Source organism: Pseudomonas azerbaijanoccidentalis, assembly GCF_019145495.1.
Taxonomy (GTDB): Bacteria; Pseudomonadota; Gammaproteobacteria; order Pseudomonadales; family Pseudomonadaceae; genus Aquipseudomonas; species Aquipseudomonas azerbaijanoccidentalis.
The window spans coordinates 25,832-50,352 of record NZ_JAHSTU010000012.1 but is presented as its reverse complement, the minus strand read 5'-3'; the positions used below and the strand labels follow the sequence as shown (position 1 = coordinate 50,352).

22 protein-coding genes and 1 pseudogene are annotated in these 24,521 nt (G+C 59.8%); 14 read left to right on the top strand and 9 right to left on the bottom strand.

Annotated elements, in window-relative coordinates; genetic code table 11:
- Positions 1-9 precede the first annotated feature (9 nt).
- Together KVG88_RS28690 and KVG88_RS28685 are read right to left on the bottom strand one after the other, a co-directional pair.
- Positions 10-1,236 (bottom strand): 3-hydroxyacyl-CoA dehydrogenase, encoded by a 1,227-nt coding sequence (locus KVG88_RS28690; RefSeq protein ID WP_217873387.1) that lies wholly within the window; start codon positions 1,234-1,236, stop codon positions 10-12.
- Between the two features lie 201 nt (positions 1,237-1,437).
- Positions 1,438-3,366, bottom strand: a complete 1,929-nt coding sequence (locus KVG88_RS28685; RefSeq protein ID WP_217873386.1) for a RecQ family ATP-dependent DNA helicase — start codon at positions 3,364-3,366, stop codon at positions 1,438-1,440.
- 447 nt (positions 3,367-3,813) lie between these two features.
- On the opposite strand from KVG88_RS28685, the gene KVG88_RS28680 reads away from it, so the two are divergent.
- The 5 genes and pseudogenes from KVG88_RS28680 (at position 3,814) to KVG88_RS28660 (ending at position 6,493) form a co-directional block, all read left to right on the top strand.
- Entirely contained in the window at positions 3,814-4,104 is a 291-nt protein-coding gene (locus KVG88_RS28680) for a hypothetical protein (protein WP_217873385.1), read from the top strand.
- 407 nt (positions 4,105-4,511) lie between these two features.
- A complete protein-coding gene (locus tag KVG88_RS28675) occupies positions 4,512-4,799 on the top strand; it encodes a type I-C CRISPR-associated protein Cas8c/Csd1 (protein ID WP_217873384.1) in 288 nt (95 codons plus the stop codon).
- 140 nt (positions 4,800-4,939) lie between these two features.
- A pseudogene (locus tag KVG88_RS28670) lies at positions 4,940-5,245 on the top strand (type II toxin-antitoxin system HipA family toxin); the annotation flags it as partial.
- Entirely contained in the window at positions 5,242-5,595 is a 354-nt protein-coding gene (locus tag KVG88_RS28665) for a DUF1493 family protein (RefSeq protein WP_217873383.1), read from the top strand. The pseudogene KVG88_RS28670 and the gene KVG88_RS28665, both read left to right, overlap by 4 nt.
- A 43-nt stretch (positions 5,596-5,638) precedes the next feature.
- Positions 5,639-6,493 (top strand): EamA family transporter, encoded by an 855-nt coding sequence (locus KVG88_RS28660; RefSeq protein WP_150736014.1) that lies wholly within the window; start codon positions 5,639-5,641, stop codon positions 6,491-6,493.
- A 60-nt stretch (positions 6,494-6,553) separates the two neighbouring features.
- Here KVG88_RS28660 and KVG88_RS28655 read toward each other — a convergent pair whose 3' ends face one another.
- From KVG88_RS28655 to KVG88_RS28645, 3 genes are all read right to left on the bottom strand, one after another.
- The gene (locus tag KVG88_RS28655) at positions 6,554-8,095 is read right to left on the bottom strand and encodes a phosphoenolpyruvate carboxykinase (protein WP_217873382.1); all 1,542 of its coding nucleotides are present in this window, start codon (positions 8,093-8,095) and stop codon (positions 6,554-6,556) included.
- Between the two features lie 180 nt (positions 8,096-8,275).
- The gene (hslO, locus tag KVG88_RS28650; RefSeq protein ID WP_217873381.1) at positions 8,276-9,178 is read right to left on the bottom strand and encodes an Hsp33 family molecular chaperone HslO; all 903 of its coding nucleotides are present in this window, start codon (positions 9,176-9,178) and stop codon (positions 8,276-8,278) included.
- A 165-nt stretch (positions 9,179-9,343) separates the two neighbouring features.
- Positions 9,344-9,748, bottom strand: coding sequence for an RNA-binding S4 domain-containing protein (locus KVG88_RS28645; RefSeq protein WP_150702657.1), 405 nt, complete (start codon positions 9,746-9,748; stop codon positions 9,344-9,346).
- A 215-nt stretch (positions 9,749-9,963) separates the two neighbouring features.
- Here KVG88_RS28645 and rimB point away from each other — a divergent pair, with 215 nt between their 5' ends.
- Both rimB and rimK read left to right on the top strand, forming a co-directional pair.
- On the top strand, positions 9,964-10,443 hold the full coding sequence (rimB, locus tag KVG88_RS28640) for a retropepsin-like aspartic endopeptidase RimB (RefSeq protein WP_150702656.1): 480 nt from the start codon (positions 9,964-9,966) through the stop codon (positions 10,441-10,443).
- Positions 10,440-11,345: a 30S ribosomal protein S6--L-glutamate ligase gene (gene rimK / locus KVG88_RS28635; protein WP_053160729.1), complete on the top strand. Its 906-nt coding sequence runs from the start codon at positions 10,440-10,442 to the stop codon at positions 11,343-11,345. Before rimB ends, rimK begins: the two co-directional genes overlap by 4 nt.
- Positions 11,346-11,428: 83 nt before the next feature.
- Here rimK and KVG88_RS28630 read toward each other — a convergent pair whose 3' ends face one another.
- Positions 11,429-12,742, bottom strand: a complete 1,314-nt coding sequence (locus tag KVG88_RS28630; protein WP_217873380.1) for an ATP-binding protein — start codon at positions 12,740-12,742, stop codon at positions 11,429-11,431.
- 115 nt (positions 12,743-12,857) lie between these two features.
- The gene (ompR, locus tag KVG88_RS28625; protein WP_020795794.1) at positions 12,858-13,598 is read right to left on the bottom strand and encodes an osmolarity response regulator transcription factor OmpR; all 741 of its coding nucleotides are present in this window, start codon (positions 13,596-13,598) and stop codon (positions 12,858-12,860) included.
- A gap of 360 nt (positions 13,599-13,958) precedes the next feature.
- On the opposite strand from ompR, the gene KVG88_RS28620 reads away from it, so the two are divergent.
- From KVG88_RS28620 to tauD, 7 genes are all read left to right on the top strand, one after another.
- Positions 13,959-16,283: a Tex family protein gene (locus KVG88_RS28620; protein ID WP_150702654.1), complete on the top strand. Its 2,325-nt coding sequence runs from the start codon at positions 13,959-13,961 to the stop codon at positions 16,281-16,283.
- The gene (locus KVG88_RS28615) at positions 16,283-16,666 is read left to right on the top strand and encodes a PaaI family thioesterase (protein ID WP_150702653.1); all 384 of its coding nucleotides are present in this window, start codon (positions 16,283-16,285) and stop codon (positions 16,664-16,666) included. Before KVG88_RS28620 ends, KVG88_RS28615 begins: the two co-directional genes overlap by 1 nt.
- Positions 16,667-16,913: 247 nt before the next feature.
- On the top strand, positions 16,914-18,497 hold the full coding sequence (gene gshA / locus KVG88_RS28610; protein WP_150702652.1) for a glutamate--cysteine ligase: 1,584 nt from the start codon (positions 16,914-16,916) through the stop codon (positions 18,495-18,497).
- Positions 18,498-18,702: 205 nt separating this feature from the next.
- Positions 18,703-19,680: a taurine ABC transporter substrate-binding protein gene (gene tauA / locus KVG88_RS28605; RefSeq protein WP_150702651.1), complete on the top strand. Its 978-nt coding sequence runs from the start codon at positions 18,703-18,705 to the stop codon at positions 19,678-19,680.
- A gap of 15 nt (positions 19,681-19,695) precedes the next feature.
- Positions 19,696-20,490 (top strand): taurine ABC transporter ATP-binding subunit, encoded by a 795-nt coding sequence (gene tauB, locus KVG88_RS28600; protein ID WP_150702650.1) that lies wholly within the window; start codon positions 19,696-19,698, stop codon positions 20,488-20,490.
- Positions 20,487-21,320 (top strand): taurine ABC transporter permease TauC, encoded by an 834-nt coding sequence (gene tauC, locus KVG88_RS28595; RefSeq protein WP_150702649.1) that lies wholly within the window; start codon positions 20,487-20,489, stop codon positions 21,318-21,320. The genes tauB and tauC overlap by 4 nt, the downstream gene beginning before the upstream one ends.
- A gap of 64 nt (positions 21,321-21,384) precedes the next feature.
- The gene (gene tauD / locus KVG88_RS28590) at positions 21,385-22,224 is read left to right on the top strand and encodes a taurine dioxygenase (RefSeq protein WP_217873379.1); all 840 of its coding nucleotides are present in this window, start codon (positions 21,385-21,387) and stop codon (positions 22,222-22,224) included.
- 90 nt (positions 22,225-22,314) lie between these two features.
- Here the strand turns inward: tauD and mgrA are convergent, their stop codons facing one another.
- Positions 22,315-23,352 carry an L-glyceraldehyde 3-phosphate reductase gene (gene mgrA / locus KVG88_RS28585; protein ID WP_217873378.1) on the bottom strand — a complete coding sequence of 346 codons (1,038 nt, stop codon included), beginning with the start codon at positions 23,350-23,352 and terminating at the stop codon, positions 22,315-22,317.
- Positions 23,353-23,522: 170 nt separating this feature from the next.
- A complete protein-coding gene (locus KVG88_RS28580; RefSeq protein WP_217873377.1) occupies positions 23,523-24,413 on the bottom strand; it encodes a LysR family transcriptional regulator in 891 nt (296 codons plus the stop codon).
- Positions 24,414-24,521: the final 108 nt, after the last annotated feature.

Below are 24,521 nucleotides of genomic sequence, written 5' to 3'. Positions count from 1 at the left end.
GAGTGAAGTTTACTTGTCAGCGAATCCCTTACCCACCGCCGCCAACTCGCCAATCAACCGCGCTGGACTCCAGTGATCGCCCTGGCGCGTCTCCAATGCCAACAAGCGCTGATGAATGTCCGCCAACCCCTGCTCATCCGCCCAGGCCATTGGCCCGCCCTTGTCCGCCGGGAAGCCATAACCATTGAGGTAGACCAGATCGATGTCGTGGGCCGAGCCGGCGATGCCTTCCTGAAGAATCTTCGCGCCTTCGTTGACCAACGCCAGCAGGCAGCGCTCCAGAATCTCCTCCTGGCTCACCTCTCGGCGATGGAACCCCAAGCCTTCGCTGACTTCCAGCACCAGCGCATCGACCTGCGGATCGTGCTCAGCCTGTCGACTGCCCGGCTCATAGTGGTAAAAACCGTTGCCGCTCTTCTGGCCGAAACGACCCAGTTCACACAGACGGTTATCCACCTGAACCTCTGGCGCATCCTGCCCCACACCCGACAATTGTCGGGAACGCCATTGCAGGTCGACGCCCACCACGTCGAACATGCGGAACGGCCCCATGGCGAAACCGAAACCTTGCAGCGCCGCATCCACCTGATAGGGGTACGCGCCTTCCAGCAGCATCTTGCGCGCCTCCAGCACATAGGTATTGAGCATGCGGTTGCCGATGAAACCATCGCAATTGCCAGCCACCACACTGACTTTGCCCATGCGCTTGCCCAGCGCCAAAGCGGCCTCAAGCACCGCCGGAGCCGTCTCGGCGCCACGGACGATTTCGAGCAGTTTCATGATGTGCGCCGGGCTGAAAAAGTGCAGGCCCAGGACTTGTTGCGGACGGCGTGTAACGGCAGCGATGGCGTCGATGTCCAGCGCTGAAGTGTTGCTCGCCAGAATCGCTTCCGGTTTGAGCAGGCCATCCAGCTCGCGGAAGATTGACTGCTTGAGTGCGAGGTTTTCGTAAACCGCTTCGATCACCAGGTCGACGTCACGGATGGCCTCGTAATTGGCGGCCGCCGAGACTCGGGCGATACGCGCATCGGCCTCGGCCTGATCAATACGCTCCTGGCGCACGCTGTGGGCGTAGGTGTCTGCCACAGTGACCAGCGCCTGCTCAAGCATCTGCGGATTGTTATCGACCCATTGCACCGCCACGCCGGCGTTGGCCAGGCACATGACAATGCCACGACCCATGGTGCCCGCGCCGATCACGGCTGCGCGCTGAATGTTGAACGGTGTCTGGCTCATATCTTGTTCTCTTGTTGGCGATCCAAAGACAGCCCTCACCATAGTCAGCCACCGCGCATTTTTGAAATTTATTCCTGTGATGAGCGACATTCAGCGCGTGGATGCACCCGGTGATCCCCTGTAGGAGCTGCCGAAGGCTGCGATCTTTTTGATCTTAAAAAGCAACGTCAAAAGATCGCAGCCTTCGGCAGCTCCTACAGGTTAAAGGTACGCTTCGGCCCACCCACGCACCTCGGCATACGGATAGTCCTCCAGCACCGCAAAACCTGGAATGGCCCGCGCCTTGAGCTTGGTGAACAACGGCACGGTGATCCCGCACAGAAACCGCGTTACCCGCTCAGCCGATGGCAAGCTGCCGGTGTGCTGCTCGTGCTTGTGGATAAACCCGCCACACAGCGCCTCAAAGTTTTTGTCCACAAGCGCCGGCAACTCCGGCGGTGTCGGGAGCCGTGCAACCTGCCCATGGCACACCGAGCAATGCCCACACTGCTGCGGGGCGTTGCTGTCGCCGAAATACTCGGCCAATCGAAAACCCAGGCAACGGTCGGTGGCAAACAAATCCAGCATCGCGTGAATTCGCGCGATTTCGGTTTGTTCGTGTTGAGTGAAACCGGCGTGGAGTTCAATGCTGAGTGCCTGAGCGTTGAAGTCCGTTTGCAGCACCGTGTAAACCTCGGTCATCAGCTTGCTTTCAAGCTCGACCCAGCCCTTCTCCTGGAAGTAATCCAGTGCCTTGACCACCCGGTTGCGCTCAGCCTGATACTGCTCGTACAGCGCGTCGAAATTCACCGTGGCCCAGCTCCGTGCCCGCTTGGAGGTCTGGATGATCGCTGCCACAAAATCCCTGCGCTCGCCTTCGAAACGGTCCAGCAATACCTCGGATTCCTCCAGGTATTTGAAACGGTACTCGGCGTAGTAGGCGTAGCGCGGAGCGATGATTCCACGCAGCTCCAATTGCACCAGCAAGGTCTTGAGCGGCAGCTGACGAATGTTGCTGTTATCCGCCAGTGGCCCCAGTAGAAATTCCCACTCCCCCTGTGGCGCGCAGGCCTGCAATTCGTCGAGCACATGGCGGATACCGTCGAGCTCAGGGGTATCGCCGAACACAAAGTTTTCCAGCACGTTGAGGCTGTCGCGGTTGGCTAGCACCAGACAATCGGACGGTTGACCATCACGCCCGGCGCGGCCGATTTCCTGGCTGTAGTTTTCGATGGATTTGGGCAAGTCGAAATGCACGACGTTGCGGATATTGCTCTTGTCGATGCCCATGCCGAAGGCGATGGTCGCGACGATGCAATTGGACTGTCCGCCCATGAAACGTTTTTGGATGCCGTCACGTTGATCGTGGGGCAAACCGGCGTGATAGGCCTCGGCCTGAATGCCGTTGCGTTGCAGATGTTCGGCTATGTGCTCGGCGGTTTTTTGCAGGGTGACGTAGACAATGCTGGGCTGGCCGGGTCGCTCGCTCATCCATTCGACCAGGCGCCGGCGTTTGTCCTGCCCGCGCACCGGCTCCACCCATAGATTGAGGTTCGGCCGGTAGAAACCGGTGGTCACCACGTCATCGGGAGCGATGGCGAATTTCGTCTGCATGTCGACGATGACCTTGGGCGTCGCGGTAGCCGTTAGCAGCAAGACTTGTGGGATGTTGAACTGGCGCTGGTAGTCCGGAAGCTTGAGGTAATCCGGGCGGAAGTTGTGGCCCCATTCCGAGATGCAGTGCGCTTCGTCCACCACCAGCAACGAGATCGGCACTTGCTGCAGGAAATTGCGGAACCGCTCGTTCTTCAGGCGCTCCACCGAGATCATCAAAATTTTCAACTCACCGGACTTGGCGCGCGCCATCACGTCGCTGGCGTCATCGCGGCTCTGAGCCGAATCGATACTGCCCGCTGCAATGCCATGGCGTTGCAGGAACGCCAATTGGTCCTGCATCAACGCCAGCAACGGCGAGACGACAAGCGTCAGGTGCGGCAGCAGTACGGCCGATAATTGATAGCACAGGGACTTGCCGGAACCGGTGGGAAAAATAGCCGCCGCCGAACGCCCCGCCAGCACGGCGCTGACGGTTTTCTCCTGACCGGGCCGAAACTGTGGATAACCGAAAACCTGTTCCAGGGTGTTGTGCATAAGCTGTCACTCCGTTGACTGCTGCGATGGGCAAAGCCTAGCCGGCGAATGCAGCGAGTCGAGAAAAGGTCGGGGCTAAAAACGATACGGGATGATACAGCGGATGGCATGTAAGACTTGAGGGATGTAGCGACCGTCAGATTGCTATCGCTAGCAGGCTAGCTCCCACACTGAATCTTCGGTGCCCACCAACCCCCTGTCGGAGCTAGCCTGCTAGCGATGGGTCCAGCACAGTCACCACAAAACCCGAAATAACCTACAGCATCTGAGGCACCGTCACCCACCCTGTAGTCCCTTTCCTCAAACCCCGACAAACCCCCTACAAATCCTGTCGACCTCAGCCGTCTTGTCGCACAACACCACGCGCTTCTATAGTCTGCGGCGCGGCTGAAAACAGTGTCTCGGCCTGCCGGGCACACTTGCCGATTTCGCACAGGACAACCCTCGATGAACAGCCCCGACCCACTGACCGACCGCTACCGCCCACTCAAAACCCGCTACAGCGAAACACCGGTCTTGGTCATCGACACCGAAGCCGACCCCTTCGAAATCCTCGACGCCGCCCGCCAACGCATCCGCGCCGCCAGCGACCTGCTCGAAACCCTCTATTGCCTGTGCTTCAAACAGGCCGACGCCAGCGACATCCCCAACATCGTCAGCGCCCTGTACCTGCTGACCCAGGATGGCAACGACCTGCTCGACATCGCCCGCCAACGCCTGCCGAAACTCACCGGCTAAGTCCCACCCCATTCCCTGTGGGAGCTGGCTTGCCAGCGATGAACGATAACGCGGTGCCATGTGGATAAGTCCGTCAGCAACGCCCTATCAAAGCTTCGGCAACGTCCTACAAAAGAAGACACCTTGTCGGCTATCGCCAACCGGTGACTCAAACCTATAGTCCGGACTGTCGCTGCCAAATCAGCGGCTCGGGCTTGGTCACCTGAATTAGATCTACGCACGCACCCGTTGTATGCTGCCGGCGCTTTTTTTGCGTCAGCATGCTTTATGGCGGCTGTGTTTGGGACGTCCTCGGACGTGCCGGGTAAGCGTGCGATCTCACCGGTTGACCAACCTGAACACAGTCGTCTCCCATCGCTTGGTCACGATGGCGACGAATCCTCCTGACGCATTCGAGATTACACATCATGAAATTCGCCATTGATCGCTACCGCCCACTTCAAACCAATCTCACCGACTCCACACCGTTAATCATCGACACACAGGCCAACCCCCAAGACATCCTCGAAGCCGCCCTCCAGCGCATCCGAGCGTCCAGCGATCTGCTCCGAACCCTGCACTGCCAAAGCTTCCTCGACGGCGACATCGAAGACATCCCGCACATCACCCACGCGCTCTACCTGCTGACCCAGGACGGCTGCGACCTGCTCAAAGTCGCCCAACAACGCATGCTCAACTGGAAAGCGCCAGTCTGACGCTATTCAGTCAACGCGCCGAAATGAAATTATTCCGACTGTTTCAACACTAAACAGCCGGAATAATGGCAGCTAGCATGCATTTCTTTGAGAAATCAGGGTCGATAAAATGGCGCACTCTCCAATTTCCCCGTCGCAGGGATCGCGTTGATGGTGACGATGCCTCAGTCGGCGCGAGCTACCTTGAGCTGGCCGAAGTGCTGATGGAACACGGCTCGCAAACCAATGCTGACCTTCGTGAGTTGTGGTCTCGGATTGTGGATCTGGAGCTTGCCCGGGAAGTGGCGGGGTATTTCCGGATCAATCGTGCGGATGCAGAAAGCATCATCGACAACTTCAAAGAAGTTGTCAGCCAATGGTCCACGCTAGCAGGGGCATTGGGCCTATCAAAACGCGAGCAGGACAATATGGCGCCTGCATTTCGATTAGCGGAGCCTATGCAATGAACCTCGCCCCCAACCTCCCCGACGACCCAACCCTCCATCAACTCATCCAGCTCCTGCACGAAGAACTCGGCTTCCCCGAGCGCAAAGCCATCAGCCTCAGCACCTCGATCAATTTCAACCTCGGCTGCAATGGCGCCGACGCACAACATCTGATCGAAACCCTCGAAGAACACTTCACCATCGATTTCGAAGATTTCGACAGCTATCGCTATTTCCAGCCCGACGGCTACGATGTGAATCTAAAGCGAAAAGCCAAGGGTCGCGGCGAGAAGGTGCCATTGACCCTCGGCATGCTCTACCGGGCCATCAAGGCCCAGCGCTGGGACACGGAGGAGCTGGAACGCCCGTAACGTACCCGGCGCATCACGATAAGGACATTGCGTGGACGTACTGATGGGCTTGTTGGCCGCCTTGCTGTGGGGCGGTACGGATTTTCTGGTGGGCTTGAATGCCCGCGCGGTGGGCGTAAAACGCGCCGTGTATTTTGGTCAGGCGCTGGGCTTTGCCATCATGAGCCTGCTGCTGATCGCCTTCCCCGTGTTCATTCTGCGGTCGATGGCCGCACCGCTTGATGTCTGGTTGATCGGCGTCGCTGCCGCCGTGCTGACCGTGTCTGGCGCGCTGGCCTTGTCCAAGGCCTTCGCCCTTGGTAAAGCCTCCATTGTGGCGCCGCTGGTGACGTCCTACGGCGTGGTAACCACATTACTGTCCTGGGCCGGCGGTGAGCAGATCAGCCTGCTTCAGTTGCTGTGTATCGCGCTGTGCGTACTGGGCGTGGTGCTCTCCAGCATTCATTCCGACCCAAAACTCCCGCACACCACCCAAAACAGCAGCTCCATTGCGTATGCGTTGCTGGCGGCGGTGTTCTACGGCACCAGTTTTTGGCTGCAAGGTCATTTTGTACTGCCAACCCTCGGGCCGGTGACCATGCTCTGGTTGGCGTATCTGGTGGGCCTTATCGTGCTGGTAGCGATGGTTCTGAGGATCGATGACGGTCTGAAAATCCCGCCGCTGAAAAACTGCCTCACATTGACGGGTGCCAGCCTGATGAACCTTGGTGGGTTTTCATCGTTCGCCTGGGGTGCGGTGGCCGGCTCGGTTTCGGTGGTGACGGTGATCAGCACGTTGTCAGGCGGAATTGCGGCGATCCTGGGGTATGTTTTTTTCAAGGAACGGCTGGGGAAAGTGCAGGTGCTAGGGGTCGTGCTGGTGTTGGTCGGGGCGTTTGTCTTGCACCTGAAAACCTGAAACGCAGTGCACAAAAAAGCCGCCCCAAAGGGCGGCTTTTTCATTGCATCAAACCAACACTTACAACTTAGGGCCCGCAGCCTTGATCGCGTCGCTCACTTCGAACTTCTTGAAGTTCTCGATGAACAGGCCGGCCAGTGCTTTGGCGGCTTCGTCGTAGGCGGCTTTGTCGGCCCAGGTGTTGCGTGGGTTCAGCAGGCCAGTATCAACGCCCGGTACGGCCACAGGCACGTCGAGGTTGATGGTGTCCAGGTGCTCGGTCTCGGTACCGATCAGCGCGCCGCTTTGGATCGCTGCGATCACCGCACGGGTGGTCGGGATGTTGAAGCGTTTGCCGACGCCGTAGCCACCGCCGGTCCAGCCGGTGTTGACCAGGTAGACCTTGGAGCCGAAACCGCGGATGCGCTTGATCAGCAGCTCTGCGTACTCACCAGCCGGACGCGGGAAGAACGGTGCGCCGAAGCAGGTGGAGAAGGTCGACTTGATGCCGGTGCCCGAACCCATTTCAGTCGAACCCACCAGAGCGGTGTAGCCGGACAGGAAGTGGTAGGCCGCTTGTTCTTCGTTGAGGATCGACACTGGCGGCAGCACACCGGTCAGGTCGCAGGTCAGGAAGATTACAGCGTTCGGCTCGCCACCGAGGTTCTTCTCGGAACGCTTGGCAACGTGCTCCAGCGGGTAAGCGGCGCGGCTGTTCTGGGTCAGGCTGACATCAGCGTAGTCGGCGTGCTTGGCGTCATCGATGACAACGTTTTCCAGGACTGCACCGTGCTTGATGGCTTTCCAGATAACCGGCTCGTTCTTCTCGGACAAGTCGATGCACTTGGCATAGCAACCGCCTTCGATGTTGAAGACAACGCCTTCGCCCCAGCCGTGCTCGTCGTCACCGATCAGGTAACGGCTTTCGTCGGCCGACAGGGTGGTTTTACCGGTGCCGGACAGACCGAAGAACAGGGTCACGTCGCCTTCTTCGCCGATGTTGGCAGCGCAGTGCATTGGCAGCACGTCAGCAGCCGGCAGCAGGAAGTTCTGCACCGAGAACATGGCTTTTTTCATCTCACCGGCGTAACGCATGCCGGCGATCAGCACTTTCTTCGCAGCGAAGTTGAGGATCACGCAACCGTCGGAGTTGGTGCCGTCACGCTCAGGCACGCATTCGAAGTTGGCAACGTTGAGCACTTGCCATTCATCACGGCCAGCCGGGTTGTACTGGGCCGGGTTGATGAACAGGCAACGACCGAACAGGTTCTGCCAGGCAGTCTGGGTGGTCATCTTCACGGCCAGGTAGTGCTCGGAAGCGGCACCTACATGCACGTGGGAAACGAAATGCTCTTGCGCGTTGTTGAACGCCTCAACGCGGTCCCACAGGGCATCGAACTTGTCGGCCGGGAACTTGCGGTTGATCGGGCCCCAGGCGATGGCGCCTGTGGTGCTCGGCTCATCAACGATGAAACGATCGACTGGCGAGCGGCCGGTACGGTGACCGGTACGAACAACCAGTGCGCCGGTATCGGCAAGCTCGCCTTCACCGCGGTTGAGGGCTTCTTTAACCAGATCATCAACACTCAGATCGGTGTACACGGCGTTATTGGCTTGCGTCATGAGGTTCCCCGTCGGCCAGTGGCCGAGTGCTCCAAACGTTTTTGTAGTAGAAAGTCGTGCACTACTACCGCGAAAAAAGTGGGCCGGATTATGCCAGAAAAGCCCAAAAAGAGTAGGCCCCTCCTGTCGTAACGGCGTTATTCCGGCACTAACCAGTGAATTTACCTGCGCTGAACCGTTTTAGTGACGGGTATCTGACGGCGTCTCGACACCCGCGCCGGCGAACAATTGAGTGACGTCGGCGGCGTCGAACAGGTACTGCTGGTTGCAGAACTGGCAGTCGATCTCGATTTTTCCACCGTGTTCGACCACCAGGTTTTGCGCGTCTTCCATACCCAAACTGACCAGTGCATTGGCCGAACGTTCGCGCGAACAACTGCAACGGAAACGCAGTTTCTGCACGTCGAACAGACGCACTTGCTCTTCGTGATAGAGACGATGAAGGACGGTTTCGTTGTCCAGGCCCAGCAATTCATCGGCAGTCAACGTCCCGCTCAGTGCGGTGAGGTGCTGCCAGCTGGCGGCGCGTTCTTCTTCGTCTTTCAAGCGGTCGGCGGGCAGTTGCTGCAGCAACAGGCCACGGGCACGACGGCCATCGGCGCAGAGTTTGATGCGCGTGCCGATCTGCTGGGACATGACGAAGTAGTTGGTGAAGCAATCGGACAGTGTTTCGCCGTCCAGATCCACCACGCCTTGGTAGCGCTGGCCTTGTTTCGGGTCGATGGTCAGGGTCAGCGAACCGTCAGGCATCAGGTCGGCCAGGGTGGCGTCAGGGGCAATCCGCTCTACCTCGTAACGGGCCAGGCCACGGATGTCGCGCTCGCTGGAGCACTCGATCATCAGCAACGGGATCGGGCCTTCGGAGCGGGCCTGAAGGATCAGCAACCCGTCGAACTTCAGGGTGCCGACCACCAACGCGGCGGCCGCCATCAGTTCGCCGAGCAGTTGTGCGACCGGTTCCGGATAGGCGTGCTTGGCCAGGACTTCGGCGTAGCTGAGCTCCAGCGAAACCATCTCGCCACGGGTGTCGCTGTCATCGAAGATGAAGCGTTGGGTGAAGTCGTTATCCGGTAGGTCGGTCATAAGTCTGGGTATCTGAAGTGGTGACTAGGTATGGCTTACAGGCCGGCGGCAGTGTGCGATTTACGACGAACGGCACATGCACGGCAGGCGAATTACCTCATATGGCTACGAACAGGCGCAATTACAAGTCTTTGCCTGGTTGATGCGATCGGCGGAGCGGGCAAATCATTCGTTGCTGCTGCCACGAAACTTGAACAGATCGCGCCGCTGTTTCTTGCTTGGCTTGCCATCGGTGCTCACGCCGAGGGCGCCTGCCTTGCGCTCTGCGGCAGCATTTTCGCGTTTGGCGATGCTGGCTTCGGTTTCGGTGTACAGGGTCTGCGCTTCCGGCGCGCCACGGCGCACGATCGACAACGCCTGGACCACCACGGTGCGCTCCTCGAAACCGGTGCGGAGCACGAACTCGTCGCCGATGCGTGGCTCTTTGCCAGGCTTGCAGCGCTCACCCCGGCAATGCACCTTGCCGCTTTCAATCGCCGCCTTGGCCAAGGCTCGGGTCTTGTAAAACCGCGCAGCCCACAACCATTTATCGAGGCGGACTTTGTCGTCCTCTTCGTTTTTTTGTGCCATGGGATTTCCTCGTTCTGAAATATTGGTGAACTGTACTACCGTTCTGTCGTACCAAGAATTACTCCGTCCCGGACTACAATGCTGACATTCCATAACCTCCTTGTGGGGCTGGAAATCCGGGCCGTAGATATCTGTCGCCTTTTAACCATTATTCTGCGTGAATACCGCGAATTCGGCCGCCTGCGGCCACCGTGGTTTCTACCGGTTGAGCAAATTTGAAGACATTTGACCATTTGACCGTTGTCGGTCTGCGCGAGTGGGTGGCGCTCCCGGATTTGGGAGTGGCCGGCCTTCGGGCAAAAATCGACACCGGTGCCAGTACCTCCAGCCTGCACGCCACCGACATCGAGACGTTCGAGCGCGACGGTGAGCAGTGGGTGCGTTTCACGGCGCACCTGGGCACGGTGGTGCAGTTGCGTCACCGCCGCTGCGAAGCGCCACTGGTGACAAAAAAAAGCATTAAAAGCTCTAACGGTCACGCGCAGGTGCGATACGTGATCAGCACCACCCTGGCCCTCGGTGATCGGGTCTGGCGGGTCGAGTTCACCCTCGCCTGCCGCAAGTCCATGCGTTATCGCCTGTTACTCGGTTCCAAAGCCTTGATCGACGGCCAGTTGGTGGTCAATCCAGGCATCAAGTACGTACAAGACAAGCCGGTGTTCCCGGTATCTACCTCCTCCACAGGTGTTGCATGAAGATCGCTGTGCTGTCGCGGAACCCGCGTCTGTATTCCACCCGTCGCCTGGTCGAAGCCGGTACCGAACGCGGCCATGAAATGGTGGTGGTCGATACCTTGCGCGCCTACATGAACATTGCCAGTCACAAGCCGCAGATCCACTACCGCGGCAAACCGCTGGAAGGTTTCGACGCCGTGATCCCACGGATCGGCGCCTCCGTTACTTTTTATGGCTGCGCGGTGCTGCGCCAGTTCGAAATGATGGGTGTTTTTCCGCTCAACGAGTCGGTGGCCATTGCCCGTTCGCGGGACAAGCTGCGCTCGCTGCAATTGCTGTCACGCCGGGGCATTGGTTTGCCGGTCACCGGGTTCGCTCACTCGCCGGACGACATTCCCGACCTCATCGAAATGGTCAACGGCGCTCCGCTGGTGATCAAGGTGCTGGAAGGCACCCAGGGCATCGGCGTGGTGCTGTGCGAAACCGCCACGGCGGCGGAATCGGTGATCGAGGCGTTCATGGGCCTCAAGCAGAACATCATGGTTCAGGAGTACATCAAGGAGGCCGGTGGCGCCGACATCCGCTGCTTCGTGGTGGGCGACAAGGTGATTGCAGCCATGAAACGCCAGGCCAAGCCCGGTGAGTTCCGTTCCAACCTGCATCGCGGCGGTAGCGCCAGCCTGATCAAGATCACACCGGAAGAACGCATGACTGCGTTGCGTGCGGCGAAGGTCATGGGCCTGTCGGTGGCGGGCGTGGATATCCTGCGCTCCAATCACGGGCCGCTGGTGATGGAAGTGAATTCGTCGCCGGGGCTGGAAGGCATCGAGACCACCACCGGGAAGAATGTGGCGGGGATCATCATTGAGCATCTTGAGAAGAATGGCGGGCCGAACATGACCCGGACCAAAGGCAAGGGTTAATGCAAAGATCGCAGCCTGCGGCAGCTCCTACAGTGTACGTATTCCCCTGTAGGAGCTGCCGCAGGCTGCGATCTTTTTAGCGGTTAAACCGCATCCCGCGGCAACATCAACCCCAACGGCAGGCGCACCCGCGCTTCCAATCCACCACCGGTACGGTTGCGCAGCTCGACATTGCCGCCATGCATCGAAGCAATCCGCTTCACGATCGCCAAGCCTAACCCGGTGCCCTTCCCGCCTCGGGCTCGGTCACCACGGGTGAACGGGTTGAAGATCGCTTCCAGCTCCGACGGATCAATCCCGGCACCACGGTCCATGACGCTCAGCACCACGTACGGTGCGCTCACATCCCCGGACACGTACGCCGCCACCTCCACGCCACTGCCGGCGTGATGCAGCGCATTGCCGATCAGGTTGTTCAGCAACCGCTTCATCGACACTCGGCGCAATGGGAACGGCTGGATTGGCTCCAGGCGCAAATGCACCTTCTCTTCGTTCTGGTTGTACGGTGCGGCGACTTCGCGGACCAAATCGCTCAAATCCACTTCTTCCACCGATTCATCGCGACCGTCGCGGATGAACGCCAGGAACTGGTCGAGAATCGCGTCCATGTCTTCGATATCGCGAACCATGTCATCGGTCAGGTCGTTGTGGTCGCCCATCAACTCCAACGACAGGCGCAAACGGGTCAACGGCGTACGCAAGTCATGGGAAACCCCGGCCAGCATCAGCTCACGTTCGCGCCCGGCCTGCTCAACGTCTTCGGCCATCTGGTTGAAGGCGCGATAAACCTCGGTCATTTCACTCGGCGTATCGCTGATCGGCAAACGCACACTGCGACCCTGGCCAAGTTGCCGGGCGGCGTAGACCAAACGTTTCAAAGGTTGGTTGAGCTGGCTGACGAAAATCCACGCCGATGCGGTGGACAGCAAACCAATGGCAAGGAACCAGCCCAGTACGTTCCAGATTTTCTGTCCGCGCAACGGGTGCGGATACAACGGCACTTTCAACCAGCCATCGCCCAGGCTTGGCGCCCGGACCCACAGTGCCGGCGGTGAATGCATGCGCAACCGGACTTCGGTGTCAGCACCCAATTCGGCCTGCATCTGCCGCTGATAGATCTCGCTGTAAGGCCAGTGCTGTTCGCCTTCCGGCACGCCCGCGCCCACCACACGGATCAGGGTGGCGGCTTCGGCAATCTTGTCGCGGTTGTTTTCATCGGCAGCCCAGTAGGCGCGCAACGTCAGGGCGACGCCGTGGCTGTATTGGCGGTCCACCAGCACGTCTTCGTTCATCAACAGATAAACCAGCGTCAGCGCCTTGGAGAACAGTACGACGATGAGCACCAGCCAAAGGGTGCGGGAGAAAAAGCTCTGGGGGAACCAAACCGGGGTTTTCATGGATAACCGTTACATACTTGCAGGAGCGAGCGATGCTCGCATATTGCGGATCGCGAGTCTGCGGGCAAGGCCATCTGACCTGACACCCGCACGACCCGCTCCTACAAATCGCCGATCACTTGGTGGCGGCGCCATCCGGAACGAACACGTAGCCCACGCCCCAGACAGTCTGGATGTAACGCGGCTTGGACGGATCGGGTTCGATCATCCGGCGCAGACGGGAGATCTGCACATCGATGGAACGCTCCAGGGCATCCCACTCGCGGCCACGGGCCAGGTTCATCAACTTATCGCGGGTCAGCGGTTGACGGGCGTTCATCACCAGGGCCTTGAGCACAGCGAACTCACCGGTGGTGAGCATGTGCACTTCTTCACCGCGCTTGAGTTCGCGGGTGGCCAGGGACAACTCGTAGTCACCGAAGGTCACGCTTTCGTCTTCGCTGCCCGGAGCGCCCGGCACCGGAGCCGACTGGCGACGAAGGACGGCTTTGACGCGGGCCATCAGCTCGTCGGGGTTGAACGGCTTGGCCAGGTAATCGTCGGCGCCCAGCTCCAGGCCCTTGATCCGGCTCAGCTCGTCGCCCTTGGCAGTGAGCATGATGATGGGAATCTGGTTGTTCGCGCCGCGCAAGCGACGGCAGGCGGTCAGGCCGTCTTCACCGGGCAGCATCAGGTCGAGGACGACCAGGTTGAACACTTCGCGTGCCAGCAGGCGATCCATTTGCTCGGTGTTCGGTACGGCGCGGGCGCGGTAGCCCTTGCTGACGAAAAAACGCTCCAACAGGCTACTAAGGCCTGGATCGTCGTCAACAATAAGAATTTTTTCGCCTTCAGCAATGTTTGCAGTGCTGCTCATTAGATGCTCCTTTGATCTCGGCGCGCATTATGGCGTAGCTGCCGTTATACGCACCGTGTGCATTGTTAGCAGATTTTTCCTTTACCGCCAGAAAACCAGCCACTGAAGCCGCAGCCCGCGATGCCCCCGAATGCCGGAACGCTGGTTATAATGCGCGGCCTTTTGTGTCAGGCAACATCAGACAGGTACTACAGACGGGCACCATTTTTTTCATGGCGCCGGCAGTAATTGTTCGATTTCACGGGTCAACGGGATACCTTTTGATCCAGGTAGCGGCGCAGCCCAGGCCGCTCAACCAGACTCGCCGAGGCCCTATCTCTGCGCCTGCGAGCCTGCTTTCACAATTTGTCAGGTGGTTTTATGGACAGCATCAACAGCCGCATCGCCGAGGAACTCGGTGTACGCCCACAACAGGTCGAAGCGGCCGTCGCGCTACTCGATGAAGGCTCTACCGTTCCCTTCATCGCCCGTTACCGGAAAGAAGTCACCGGCAGCCTCGATGACACCCAGCTGCGTCATCTGGAAGAGCGTCTACGCTACCTGCGAGAACTCGACGAACGGCGTATCAGCATCCTTGCCAGCATCGAAGAGCAAGGCAAGCTGACCCCGCAGCTCGAACGCGACATCAAGCTCGCCGACACCAAGACCCGCCTCGAAGACTTGTACCTGCCGTACAAGCAGAAGCGCCGCACCAAGGGTCAGATCGCCCTGGAAGCCGGCCTCGGCGAGTTGGCTGACGGCCTGTTCAACGACCCGACCCTGAGCCCGGAAGCCGAAGCCGCGCGTTTCATCGACGCGGAAAAAGGCGTGGCCGATGTGAAAGCCGCCCTCGAAGGCGCCAAGTACATCCTCATGGAGCGCTTCGCCGAAGACGCCGGCCTGCTGGACAAGCTGCGCAGCTACCTCAAGCAGGAAGCCACCCTCAGTGCCCGCGTGATCGCCGGCAAGGAAGAGGAAGGCGCCAAGTTCCGCGACTATTTCGAACACGACGAACCGCTGAAAAGCATGCCATCGCACCGCGCCCTGGCGATTTTCCGTGGCCGCAACGAAGGCATCCTCAGCTCCGCGCTGAAAGTCGGCGATGAGCTGCCGGGCACCATGCACCCTTGCGAAGGGATGATCGGCCAGCAATTCGGCATCCAGAACCAGAACCGCGCCGCCGACAAATGGCTGGGCGAAGTGGTGCGCTGGACCTGGAAGGTCAAGCTCTACACGCATCTGGAAACCGACCTGCTGGGCGAGCTGCGCGACGGCGCGGAAACCGAAGCGATCAACGTGTTCGCCCACAACTTGCACGACCTGCTGCTGTCGGCCCCGGCCGGCCCGCGTGCCACGCTGGGTCTCGACCCGGGCCTGCGCACGGGCTGCAAGGTGGCGGTGGTCGACTCCACCGGCAAGCTGCTGGATCACGCAACGGTTTACCCGCACGTGCCACACAACAAGTGGGACCAGACCATCGCGATCCTCGCCGCCCTGTGCGCCAAGCATTCGGTGGACCTGATCGCCATCGGCAACGGCACCGCCAGCCGTGAAACCGACAAGCTCGCCGCAGAGCTGATTAAAAAATACCCAGCCATGAAGATGACCAAGGTCATGGTGTCCGAGGCCGGCGCATCGGTTTACTCGGCCTCGGAACTGGCTTCCAAGGAATTCCCGGATCTGGACGTATCGATCCGTGGCGCCGTGTCGATTGCCCGTCGCCTGCAAGATCCATTGGCAGAACTGGTGAAGATCGACCCGAAATCCATCGGTGTCGGCCAGTACCAGCACGACGTGTCGCAACTGAAATTGGCCCGTGGCCTGGATGCGGTCGTCGAAGACTGCGTGAACGCCGTCGGTGTCGACGTGAACACCGCTTCCGTAGCGCTGCTGGCACGCATCTCCGGCCTCAACGCGACACTGGCGCAGAACATCGTCAGCCACCGCGACGAGCACGGCGCATTCAAAACCCGCGCTGCCTTGAAGAAAGTCGCACGCCTGGGCGAGAAAACTTTTGAACAAGCCGCGGGTTTCTTGCGCGTGATGAACGGCGAAAACCCGCTGGATTCGTCGGCGGTTCACCCGGAAGCCTATCCACTGGTGCAGCGCATTGCCGCTGAAACCGACCGTGATATCCGCTCGTTGATTGGCGATGCCTCGTTCCTCAAACGTCTGGATCCGAAGAAGTACACCGACGAAACCTTCGGTTTGCCAACGGTCACCGACATCCTGCAAGAGCTGGAAAAACCAGGCCGCGACCCGCGTCCCGAGTTCAAGACCGCCGAGTTCCAGGAAGGCGTCGAAGACCTCAAGGACCTGCAACTGGGGATGATCCTCGAAGGCGTGGTGACCAACGTGACCAACTTCGGCGCGTTCGTCGACATCGGCGTGCATCAGGACGGTTTGGTGCACATCTCTGCGCTTTCGGAGAAGTTCATCAAGGACCCACGCGAAGCGGTGAAGGCCGGTGACGTGGTGAAAGTGAAAGTCATGGAAGTCGACATCCCGCGTAAACGCGTGGGCCTGTCGATGCGCATGAGCGACACGCCGGGCGAAAAAATCGACGGTGCTCGCGGTGCACGTCCGGGTTCGGCGCCACGCCAGTCCCAGAACACCGCGCCGCGCAAGGAAACCACGGCGGCGGCCCCGGCCAATAACGCTATGGCTTCGCTGTTCGCCAACGCCAAGCAGTTGAAGAAGCGTTGATGGACGTCCCTGCCGGGTACACCGAAAGCGCTTTTTTCAAGCTGTTGGGCTGCCGCCTGCACAGCCTGGAAACCGGGGTGGCGCAAGTCGCCCTGGTGCTGGAGCCGGAACTGCGCAATCGCGCCGGCAAACTGCACGGCGGGGCCTTGTTCAGTCTGGTGGACATTGCCATGGGGCTGGCCTGTTCCAGCACCCACGGCTTTGACCAGCAGAGCGCGACCATCGAGTGCAAGATCAACTACATCCGCGCCGTCGCCGACGGTGAGGTGATGTGCACGGCACGGGTGATCCACCCGGGCCGCCGCACCCTGGTGGTTGAGGCCGACGTGGTGCAAGGCGACAAATTGGTCGCAAAAGCACAAGGCACGTTCGCTGTCCTGTAGCTAGTCGTCATCGATTTGAGTTAATTTCGGCGCAACGAACCCTGTAGGAGCTGCCGCAGGTTGCGATCTTTTGACTTTGTTTTTCAATAGCAAGATCAAAAGATCGCAGCCTGCGGCAGCTCCTACAGGTTATGTGTGCGGCTGACCGGTTAGAAAAACCAGGCGAAAACGCCAGTTTTAACTTCACCCTTGTAGACCGTCTTGCCCACCCCCATATTGGGGCGACTGACGCGTGAAGGAATCCAACTTGAGCGAACTTCTCAACCGCCGCCTGGCCCTGCTTGGCGAGCGCGCTAACCTCTCTCTGCTCGAACAGTGCCTTCACGGCATCGAACGTGAATGCCTGCGCGTGACCGATGAAGGTCGCCTGGCGCAAACGCCGCACCCGGAAGAATTAGGTTCCGCGCTGACCAATGAACAGATCACCACCGACTATTCCGAGTCGCTGCTGGAGTTCATCACCCCGGCCCTGCCCGATCCTGCCGATACGCTGGCGAGCCTGGACAGCATTCACCGCTTTGCCTACAGCAAACTCGGCAACGAGTACCTGTGGAGTCCGTCGATGCCGTGCCCGCTGCCGGCCGAGGAAGACATCCCGATTGCCTATTACGGCACCTCCAATATCGGGCAGCTCAAGTACGTGTACCGCAAGGGCCTGGCCCTGCGTTACGGCAAGACCATGCAGTGCATCGCCGGCATCCATTACAACTTTTCCCTGCCGGAAAAACTCTGGCCGCTGCTCAAGGAAGCCGAAGGTTTTGTCGGCAGCGACCGCGATTTCCAGTCGTCGTCCTACATCGCGCTGATCCGCAACTTCCGCCGCTACAGCTGGCTGCTGATGTACCTGTTCGGTGCTTCACCGGCACTGGACGCGGGCTTCCTGCGTGGTCGTTCGCACCAGTTGGAACAACTGGACCCGCAGACCCTGTACCTGCCTTACGCCACCAGCCTGCGCATGAGTGACCTGGGTTACCAGAGCAACGCCCAGGCCGGCCTGACGCCGTGCTACAACGATCTGACCAGCTACACCGACAGCCTGCGCAAAGCGGTGGCCACGCCGTACGCGCCTTACGTCGAAGTCGGCACGCACAAGGACGGTGAGTGGGTGCAGCTCAACACCAACATCCTGCAGATCGAAAACGAGTACTACTCCAACATTCGCCCGAAACGCGTGACCTACTCCGGTGAGCGGCCGATCCAGGCGCTGATGGCCCGTGGCATTCAGTACGTCGAAGTGCGTTGCCTGGACATCAACCCGTTCCTGCCAATGGGTATCGACCTCACCGAATCGCGTTTCCTCGACGCCTTCCTGCTGTTCTGCGCGCTCAACGACAGCCCTCTGCTGACCAACACCAGTTGCGGCAATGCCACGTCGAACTTCCTCAGTGTGGTCAAGGAAGGTCGTCGTCCTGGCCTGCAATTGCAGCGCAACGGGCAACCGGTTGAGCTGAAAGAGTGGGCCGCCGAGCTTCTGGAAAACATCGCGCCACTGGCTGCGCTGCTGGATCAGAGCCATGGCGGCGATGCCCACAGCAAGGCGCTGGATGCGCAACTGGCGAAGGTCCAGGACCCGTCCCTGACGCCATCGGCCCAGGTGTTGGCGGCGATGGCTGAGCACAAGGAGAGCTTCGCTCAGTTCTCTCTGCGCCAGAGCCAGGCCCACGCGGAGTTTTTCCGCCGCGAGCCGTTGCCGGCTGAGGATCAAGCGAGGTTTGAAGAGCGGGCGCGTTCCTCGCTGGCTGAACAGACTGAGCTCGAACAGAACGAAGTCGGCGATTTCGATGTGTTTGTCGGGTCGTATCAGGCGAGCATTCTGGCGATCAGTAATTAATCGTCGCCTCTGAAAAGATCGCAGCCTTCGGCAGTTCCCACAGGGGAATACATACTCCTGTAGGAGCTGCCGAAGGCTGCGATCTTTTGATCCTTTAGAATTTTCCGCTCATAAGCTCATTCGAAAAAGTTATTTATTTTCGAATTCTTAGATCATTTAGTCTCCTTTCACGCCGACTCTCGGTCGCCTGATAAGGAGCACCCCAATGAAACTGAATTTCCCTCTTCGCCTGCTGGCTGCCGCTTCTTTGGCCGCGGCGAGCATGTTTGCCCAGGCGGCCGACGTCACTGTCGCTTACCAGACCACCGTAGACCCGGCGAAAGTCGCCCAGGCCGACGGCGCTTATGAAAAAGCCACCAAGGCCGACATCAGCTGGCGCAAGTTCGATAACGGTGCCGACATCATCGCTGCCATCGCCTCCGGTGACGTGCAAATCGGTTACCTCGGTTCCAGCCCTCTGACCGCTGCCATCACCCGCAAAGTGCCGGTTGAAACGTTCCTGATCGCCACACAGATCGGCGCCGCCGAAGCTCTGGTTGCCCGGGACGGTTCCGGAATCAAGACCCCGCAAGACCTGATCGGTAAGAAAATCGCCGTGCCGTTTGTATCCACCGGCCACTACAGCCTGCTGGCGGCGCTGAAACACTGGAACATCGATCCGTCGAAAGTCACCGTCCTCAACCTCGCACCGCCAGCAATCATCGCTGCGTGGAAACGCGGCGACATCGACGCCACTTACGTTTGGGATCCAGCGTTGGGCGTTGCCAAGGAAAACGGCAAAGTGCTGATCACGTCCGGTGAACTGGCCAAGTTCGGTGCGCCAACCTTCGATGCCTGGATCGTGCGCAAAGACTTCGCCGAGAAGCATCCGGAAATCGTTACCGCGTTCGCCAAGGTCACCCTCGACGCCTACGCCGATTACCGCAAAGATCCAAAAGCCTGGCTCGCCAACCAAAGCAACGTCGACAAACTGGTGAAACTCTCCGGCGCCAAGGCCAGCGATATTCCGCTGCTGTTGCAAGGCAACGTCTACCCGCTGGCGGCTGACCAGGTCACCACCCTCGGCGCGCCGACCACCAAGGCCATCACCGACACCGCCACGTTCCTCAAGGAGCAGGGCAAAGTCGAAGCCGTACTGCCGGACTACGCGCCGTACGTCAGCGCCAAGTTCATCACCAACTGATCGGGAGTCAACGCGATGGCTTTGCTACAGCTGGAGCGCATCAGCGCACAGTACCCTGGCAGCCCGGAACCGGTGCTGGCGGATATTTCATTGAGCCTGGGGCCGCAGCAGTTGCTGGTCGCCCTCGGCCCGTCCGGCAGTGGCAAGACATCGCTGTTGAACCTGATTGCCGGCTTCGTCGAACCCAGCGCGGGGCGCATCACCCTCGACGGCGTGCCGGTCAAAGGCCCGAGCGCCGAACGTGGCGTGGTGTTCCAGGACGACGCTTTGCTGCCCTGGCAGGACGTGCTGGCCAACGTCGGTTTCGGTCTGGAACTGGCCGGCATTGCCCGGGAAAAACGTGAAATCCGCGCTCGGGAGATGCTTGCACTGGTTGACCTTTCAGGCTTTGAGAGCCGCCGCATCTGGCAACTTTCCGGTGGCCAGAAACAGCGCGTCGGACTGGCCCGTGCCCTCGCCGCCGATCCTCGTGTATTGCTCATGGATGAGCCCTTCGGCGCCCTCGACGCCTTTACCCGTGAACAGATGCAGGAACTGCTGTTGCAAGTCTGGCGACGTACCGCCAAACCCGTGTTCCTGATTACGCACGACATTGAAGAAGCCGTGTTCCTCGCCACCGACCTGATTCTGTTGGCGCCCAATCCTGGGCAAATCGTCGAACGCCTGAGCCTGGATTTCGGTCAGCGTTATGCTGCCGGCGAGTCGGCACGCTCGATCAAGTCCGACCCACGCTTTATCGAAACCCGCGAACACGTACTCGCCAAAGTGTTCTCCCAACGCAGCGCCGTCCAGCGCCAGGAGCACGCATGAGCAGCTACGAAATTCCCGCTGCGGCGGTAAAAACAAACACCCCTGTCATTGCAGCTCGTCGCAGCTTGAGCACGCGCTGGATCAGCCTGCTGACACTGGTCGCGCTGGTTGTCATCTGGTGGGCCGTGACAGCGACCGGTTTGATCGAGCCATTGTTCCTGCCGCCACCGGCCGCCGTGCTGCAAAAAGGCTGGCTGCTGGCGACCAGCGGCTACATGGATTCAACCCTGTGGCAGCACTTGGGTGCGAGCCTCAGCCGTATCGGTCTGGGTCTGGGCTTCGCGGTGTTGACGGCCGTGCCTGTCGGCATCGCCATCGGCCACAACCGTATCGCTCGCGGCATTCTCGATCCGCTGATTGAGTTCTATCGTCCGATTCCGCCGCTGGCTTATCTGCCGCTGATCGTGATCTGGTGCGGTATCGGCGAATTGTCGAAAGTGCTGCTGATCTACCTGGCGATTTTCGCCCCGATTGCCATCGCCACCGCCACCGGCGTGCGCACGGTCGACCCGGCCAAATTGCGCGCTGCGCAATCGCTGGGTGCGACGCGGGCGCAGTTGATTCGCCATGTGATTCTGCCGAGCGCCCTGCCGGACATTTTGACCGGTGTACGCATTGGTCTGGGCGTCGGTTGGTCGACGCTGGTCGCCGCCGAACTGATTGCCGCCACCAGCGGCCTGGGTTTCATGGTGCAGTCGGCGGCGCAGTTCCTGGTCACCGATGTGGTGGTGCTGGGGATTCTGGTGATCGCGCTGATCGCGTTCGCCATGGAAATGGGCCTGCGCAAACTGCAGCGCAAACTGGTGCCGTGGCACGGCCAGGCTCACTGAAGATCAATGTAGAGACAGACTGACTACGCCGACACCTCGGCGCCCCGGATTGAAGAGAACCACCATGAGCCACCTGACCATCGTCCCCCTCAGCTACGCCCTCGGCGCACAGATCAGCGGCGTCGACATCAGCCAGCCACTGAACCAGGAACAGCGCGATGCCATTGAGCAAGCACTGCTCAAGCATCAAGTGCTGTTCTTCCGCGACCAGCCGATCACCCCACAACAGCAAGCGCGTTTCGCGGCCAATTTCGGCGACCTGCACATTCACCCGATCTACCCGAATGTGCCGGAGCAACCGGAAGTACTGATCCTCGACACCGCCGTCACCGATGTGCGCGACAACGCGATCTGGCACACCGACGTGACCTTCCTGCCGACCCCGGCCATGGGCGCCGTGCTCAGCGCCAAGCTGTTGCCGGAGTTTGGTGGCGACACGCTGTGGGCCAGCGGCATCGCGGCGTATGAAGCCTTGTCGGAGCCGCTCAAAGCCTTGCTGGAAGGGCTGACCGCCACTCACGATTTCACCCGTTCATTTCCACTGGAGCGCTACGGCAACACGCCTGAAGCGCTGGCCCAATGGGAGGAAGCGCGGCGCAAAAATCCGCCGCTGTCACACCCTGTGATTCGCACACATCCGGTGAGCGGGCGTCGCTCGCTGTTCGTCAACGAAGGCTTCACTTCGAAGATCAATGAACTGTCGGAAACCGAGAGCGAAGCGATTCTGAAGTATCTGTTCGCCCACGCCACACGACCGGAATTCACCATTCGCTGGCGCTGGCAGAAAGACGACATCGCGTTCTGGGATAACCGCGTGACCCAGCATTACGCGGTAGATGATTACCGGCCCGCGCGGCGAGTGATGCAGCGGGCGACGGTTTTGGGGGATGTGCCGTTCTTTTAAGATCAAGAGATCGCAGCCTGCGGCAGCTCCTACATGGAAATGCGATCCCCTGTAGGAGCTGCCGCAGGCTGCGATCTTTTGCTTTTCGGGCTACTCCGCCGTCGAAGGTTTCTCCCAAAGATTGATCCCGCCCTCTTGGGCAAACCGGTCAACCTCTGCCAGTTCCTCTGCACTGAAGCTCAGATTCTTCAACGCCCCGACGTTCTCGATGATCTGCTCTGGCCGGCTCGCACCGATCAGTGCTGAAGTCACGCGCGGGTCGCGCAGGGTCCAGGCCAGCGCCAGTTGCGCAAGGCTTTGACCGCGACGCTTGGCAATCTCGTTGAGCGCACGCACATGAGCGATGTTGGCCTCGGACAAATGCGACGCCTGCAACGAACCACCGCCCGGACGATTAACCCGCGCATCCGCCGGCACACCGTTGAGGTACTTGTCGGTCAGCAAACCCTGCGCCAGAGGCGTAAACGCAATCACGCCCGTGCCCAGCTCATCGGTGGTGTCCAACAGGTCTTTTTCCACCCAGCGATTGAGCAGGTTGTACGCCGGTTGGTGAATCAACAACGGCACTTTCCACTCTTTCAGCAGCGCCGCGATTTCACGGGTTTTCACCCCGGAATAAGACGAGATGCCGATGTACAGCGCCTTGCCCTGCTGCACGGCCGTGGCCAATGCGCTGGCCGTTTCTTCCAGCGGCGTGTCCGGGTCGAAGCGGTGCGAATAGAAAATATCGACGTAGTCCACGCCCAGGCGTTGCAAGCTCTGATCAAGGCTGGCCAGCACGTACTTGCGCGAACCGCCGCCCTGACCGTAAGGGCCGGGCCACATGTCCCAACCGGCCTTGCTGGAAATGATCAGCTCATCGCGATACTGCTTGAAGTCTTCGCGCAGCAAACGACCGAAATTGATCTCGGCGCTGCCGTATGGTGGGCCGTAGTTGTTGGCCAGGTCGAAATGGTTGATGCCCAGGTCGAACGCCGTGCGCAATAACGCGCGCTGGGTGTCAATCGGCGTGCTGTCGCCGAAGTTGTGCCACAGGCCCAGCGACAGTGCCGGCAGCACCAGACCGCTGCGACCCACGCGGCGGTAAGGGATGGAGTCGTAGCGGTTTTCGGCAGCGGTGTAAGTCATCGAATCCTCTCTTGTCGGTCTTGAATCTGGTCTCGACTGCTTCGCCAGTCGCCCAGCATACGCGCAGACAAAAACCAGGAAACCCCGGATTCGACTAATTGCTGAAACGTTTCATATTTCTTTCTTCTAACCTTATGCCGACCATCCGCGCAGGCCAGGATCTTTTGAATTCATCGGGCCCCCGCGAACACCTCCCCCAACCAATCCACAAATACCCGGACCCGTGGCGACATGTGTCGGTTGTGCGGGTACAGCACAGAAACCGGCATGGACGGTGGTGGGGTTTTGATGAGGATTTCCTTGATCAGGCCCTGGGCGATTTGCGTTTCCATGCGGTAGTGCGGGCACTGGATCAGGCCGAGGCCGGCAATCGCCGAGGCGGCGTAAATTTCCGCGCCGAAGACTGAAACGGCACCGTCGATGGCCACTTCCCGGAGTTCGCCGTCCACCATGAACTCGAACGGGAACAACTTGGCAGTGGTTCGCGAAACGTAGTTCACCGCGCGATGGTTTTTCAGGTCGTCGAGGTTTTGCGGCTCGCCGTATTTGCGCAGATAGGCGGGGCTGGCGCAGGTGATCTGGCGCAGGTTGGCGACACGTTTACCGATCAGTGTGGAGTCGCTCAAGGTGCCGGCGCGCAACACGCAATCGATGCCTTCGCTGATGAGATCGACTTGCCGGTCGGCCTCGCTGATCGACAGCCCGATGTCCGGGTAGCGGGCCATGAATTGCGGCAAGGCCGGGATCACGTAGTGCCGGGCCAGGGTGCCATGCAAATCCACCCGCAAACGTCCCTTCGGCGCCACGCTGCGAAACGCCAGTTCGGCCTCTTCCAGTTCCGCCAGCAATTGCACACAACGCTGGTAATACGCCTCGCCATCCAGCGTCGGGCGCACCTTGCGCGTGCTGCGTTCCAGCAGGCGGGTGCCGAGCCAGGCTTCGAATTGATTGAGCGTGTGGGTCAGCGTGGCCCGTGGCAGGTTCAGGTCATCCGCGGCTTGGGTAAAACTGGCGCGCTCGTAGATGCGCACGAACACTTTCATCGCTTTGACTTGATCCACAGTAGGCGTCCAATTGTTGGCGATTTTTGAACAGTCAAGGCAACTCTGGTGCATTTATCGGCCTGAGTAAACCTGTGAAATTGGCTTCACCCCAACATCACAGGTACT

Coding starts and splice junctions, on each gene's coding strand:
- tauA (WP_150702651.1), top strand. CDS start 18,703: ATGAAACTGAATTTCCCTCTTCGCCTGCTGGCTGCCGCTTCTTTGGCC.
- KVG88_RS28680 (WP_217873385.1), top strand. CDS start 3,814: ATGAACAGCCCCGACCCACTGACCGACCGCTACCGCCCACTCAAAACC.
- hslO (WP_217873381.1), bottom strand. CDS start 9,178: ATGACCGACCTACCGGATAACGACTTCACCCAACGCTTCATCTTCGAT.
- KVG88_RS28655 (WP_217873382.1), bottom strand. CDS start 8,095: ATGACGCAAGCCAATAACGCCGTGTACACCGATCTGAGTGTTGATGAT.
- KVG88_RS28645 (WP_150702657.1), bottom strand. CDS start 9,748: ATGGCACAAAAAAACGAAGAGGACGACAAAGTCCGCCTCGATAAATGG.
- rimK (WP_053160729.1), top strand. CDS start 10,440: ATGAAGATCGCTGTGCTGTCGCGGAACCCGCGTCTGTATTCCACCCGT.
- ompR (WP_020795794.1), bottom strand. CDS start 13,598: ATGAGCAGCACTGCAAACATTGCTGAAGGCGAAAAAATTCTTATTGTT.
- mgrA (WP_217873378.1), bottom strand. CDS start 23,352: ATGACTTACACCGCTGCCGAAAACCGCTACGACTCCATCCCTTACCGC.
- KVG88_RS28630 (WP_217873380.1), bottom strand. CDS start 12,742: ATGAAAACCCCGGTTTGGTTCCCCCAGAGCTTTTTCTCCCGCACCCTT.
- KVG88_RS28660 (WP_150736014.1), top strand. CDS start 5,639: ATGGGCTTGTTGGCCGCCTTGCTGTGGGGCGGTACGGATTTTCTGGTG.
- tauD (WP_217873379.1), top strand. CDS start 21,385: ATGAGCCACCTGACCATCGTCCCCCTCAGCTACGCCCTCGGCGCACAG.
- KVG88_RS28615 (WP_150702653.1), top strand. CDS start 16,283: ATGGACGTCCCTGCCGGGTACACCGAAAGCGCTTTTTTCAAGCTGTTG.
- KVG88_RS28620 (WP_150702654.1), top strand. CDS start 13,959: ATGGACAGCATCAACAGCCGCATCGCCGAGGAACTCGGTGTACGCCCA.
- KVG88_RS28675 (WP_217873384.1), top strand. CDS start 4,512: ATGAAATTCGCCATTGATCGCTACCGCCCACTTCAAACCAATCTCACC.
- KVG88_RS28690 (WP_217873387.1), bottom strand. CDS start 1,236: ATGAGCCAGACACCGTTCAACATTCAGCGCGCAGCCGTGATCGGCGCG.
- tauB (WP_150702650.1), top strand. CDS start 19,696: ATGGCTTTGCTACAGCTGGAGCGCATCAGCGCACAGTACCCTGGCAGC.
- tauC (WP_150702649.1), top strand. CDS start 20,487: ATGAGCAGCTACGAAATTCCCGCTGCGGCGGTAAAAACAAACACCCCT.
- KVG88_RS28665 (WP_217873383.1), top strand. CDS start 5,242: ATGAACCTCGCCCCCAACCTCCCCGACGACCCAACCCTCCATCAACTC.
- KVG88_RS28685 (WP_217873386.1), bottom strand. CDS start 3,366: ATGCACAACACCCTGGAACAGGTTTTCGGTTATCCACAGTTTCGGCCC.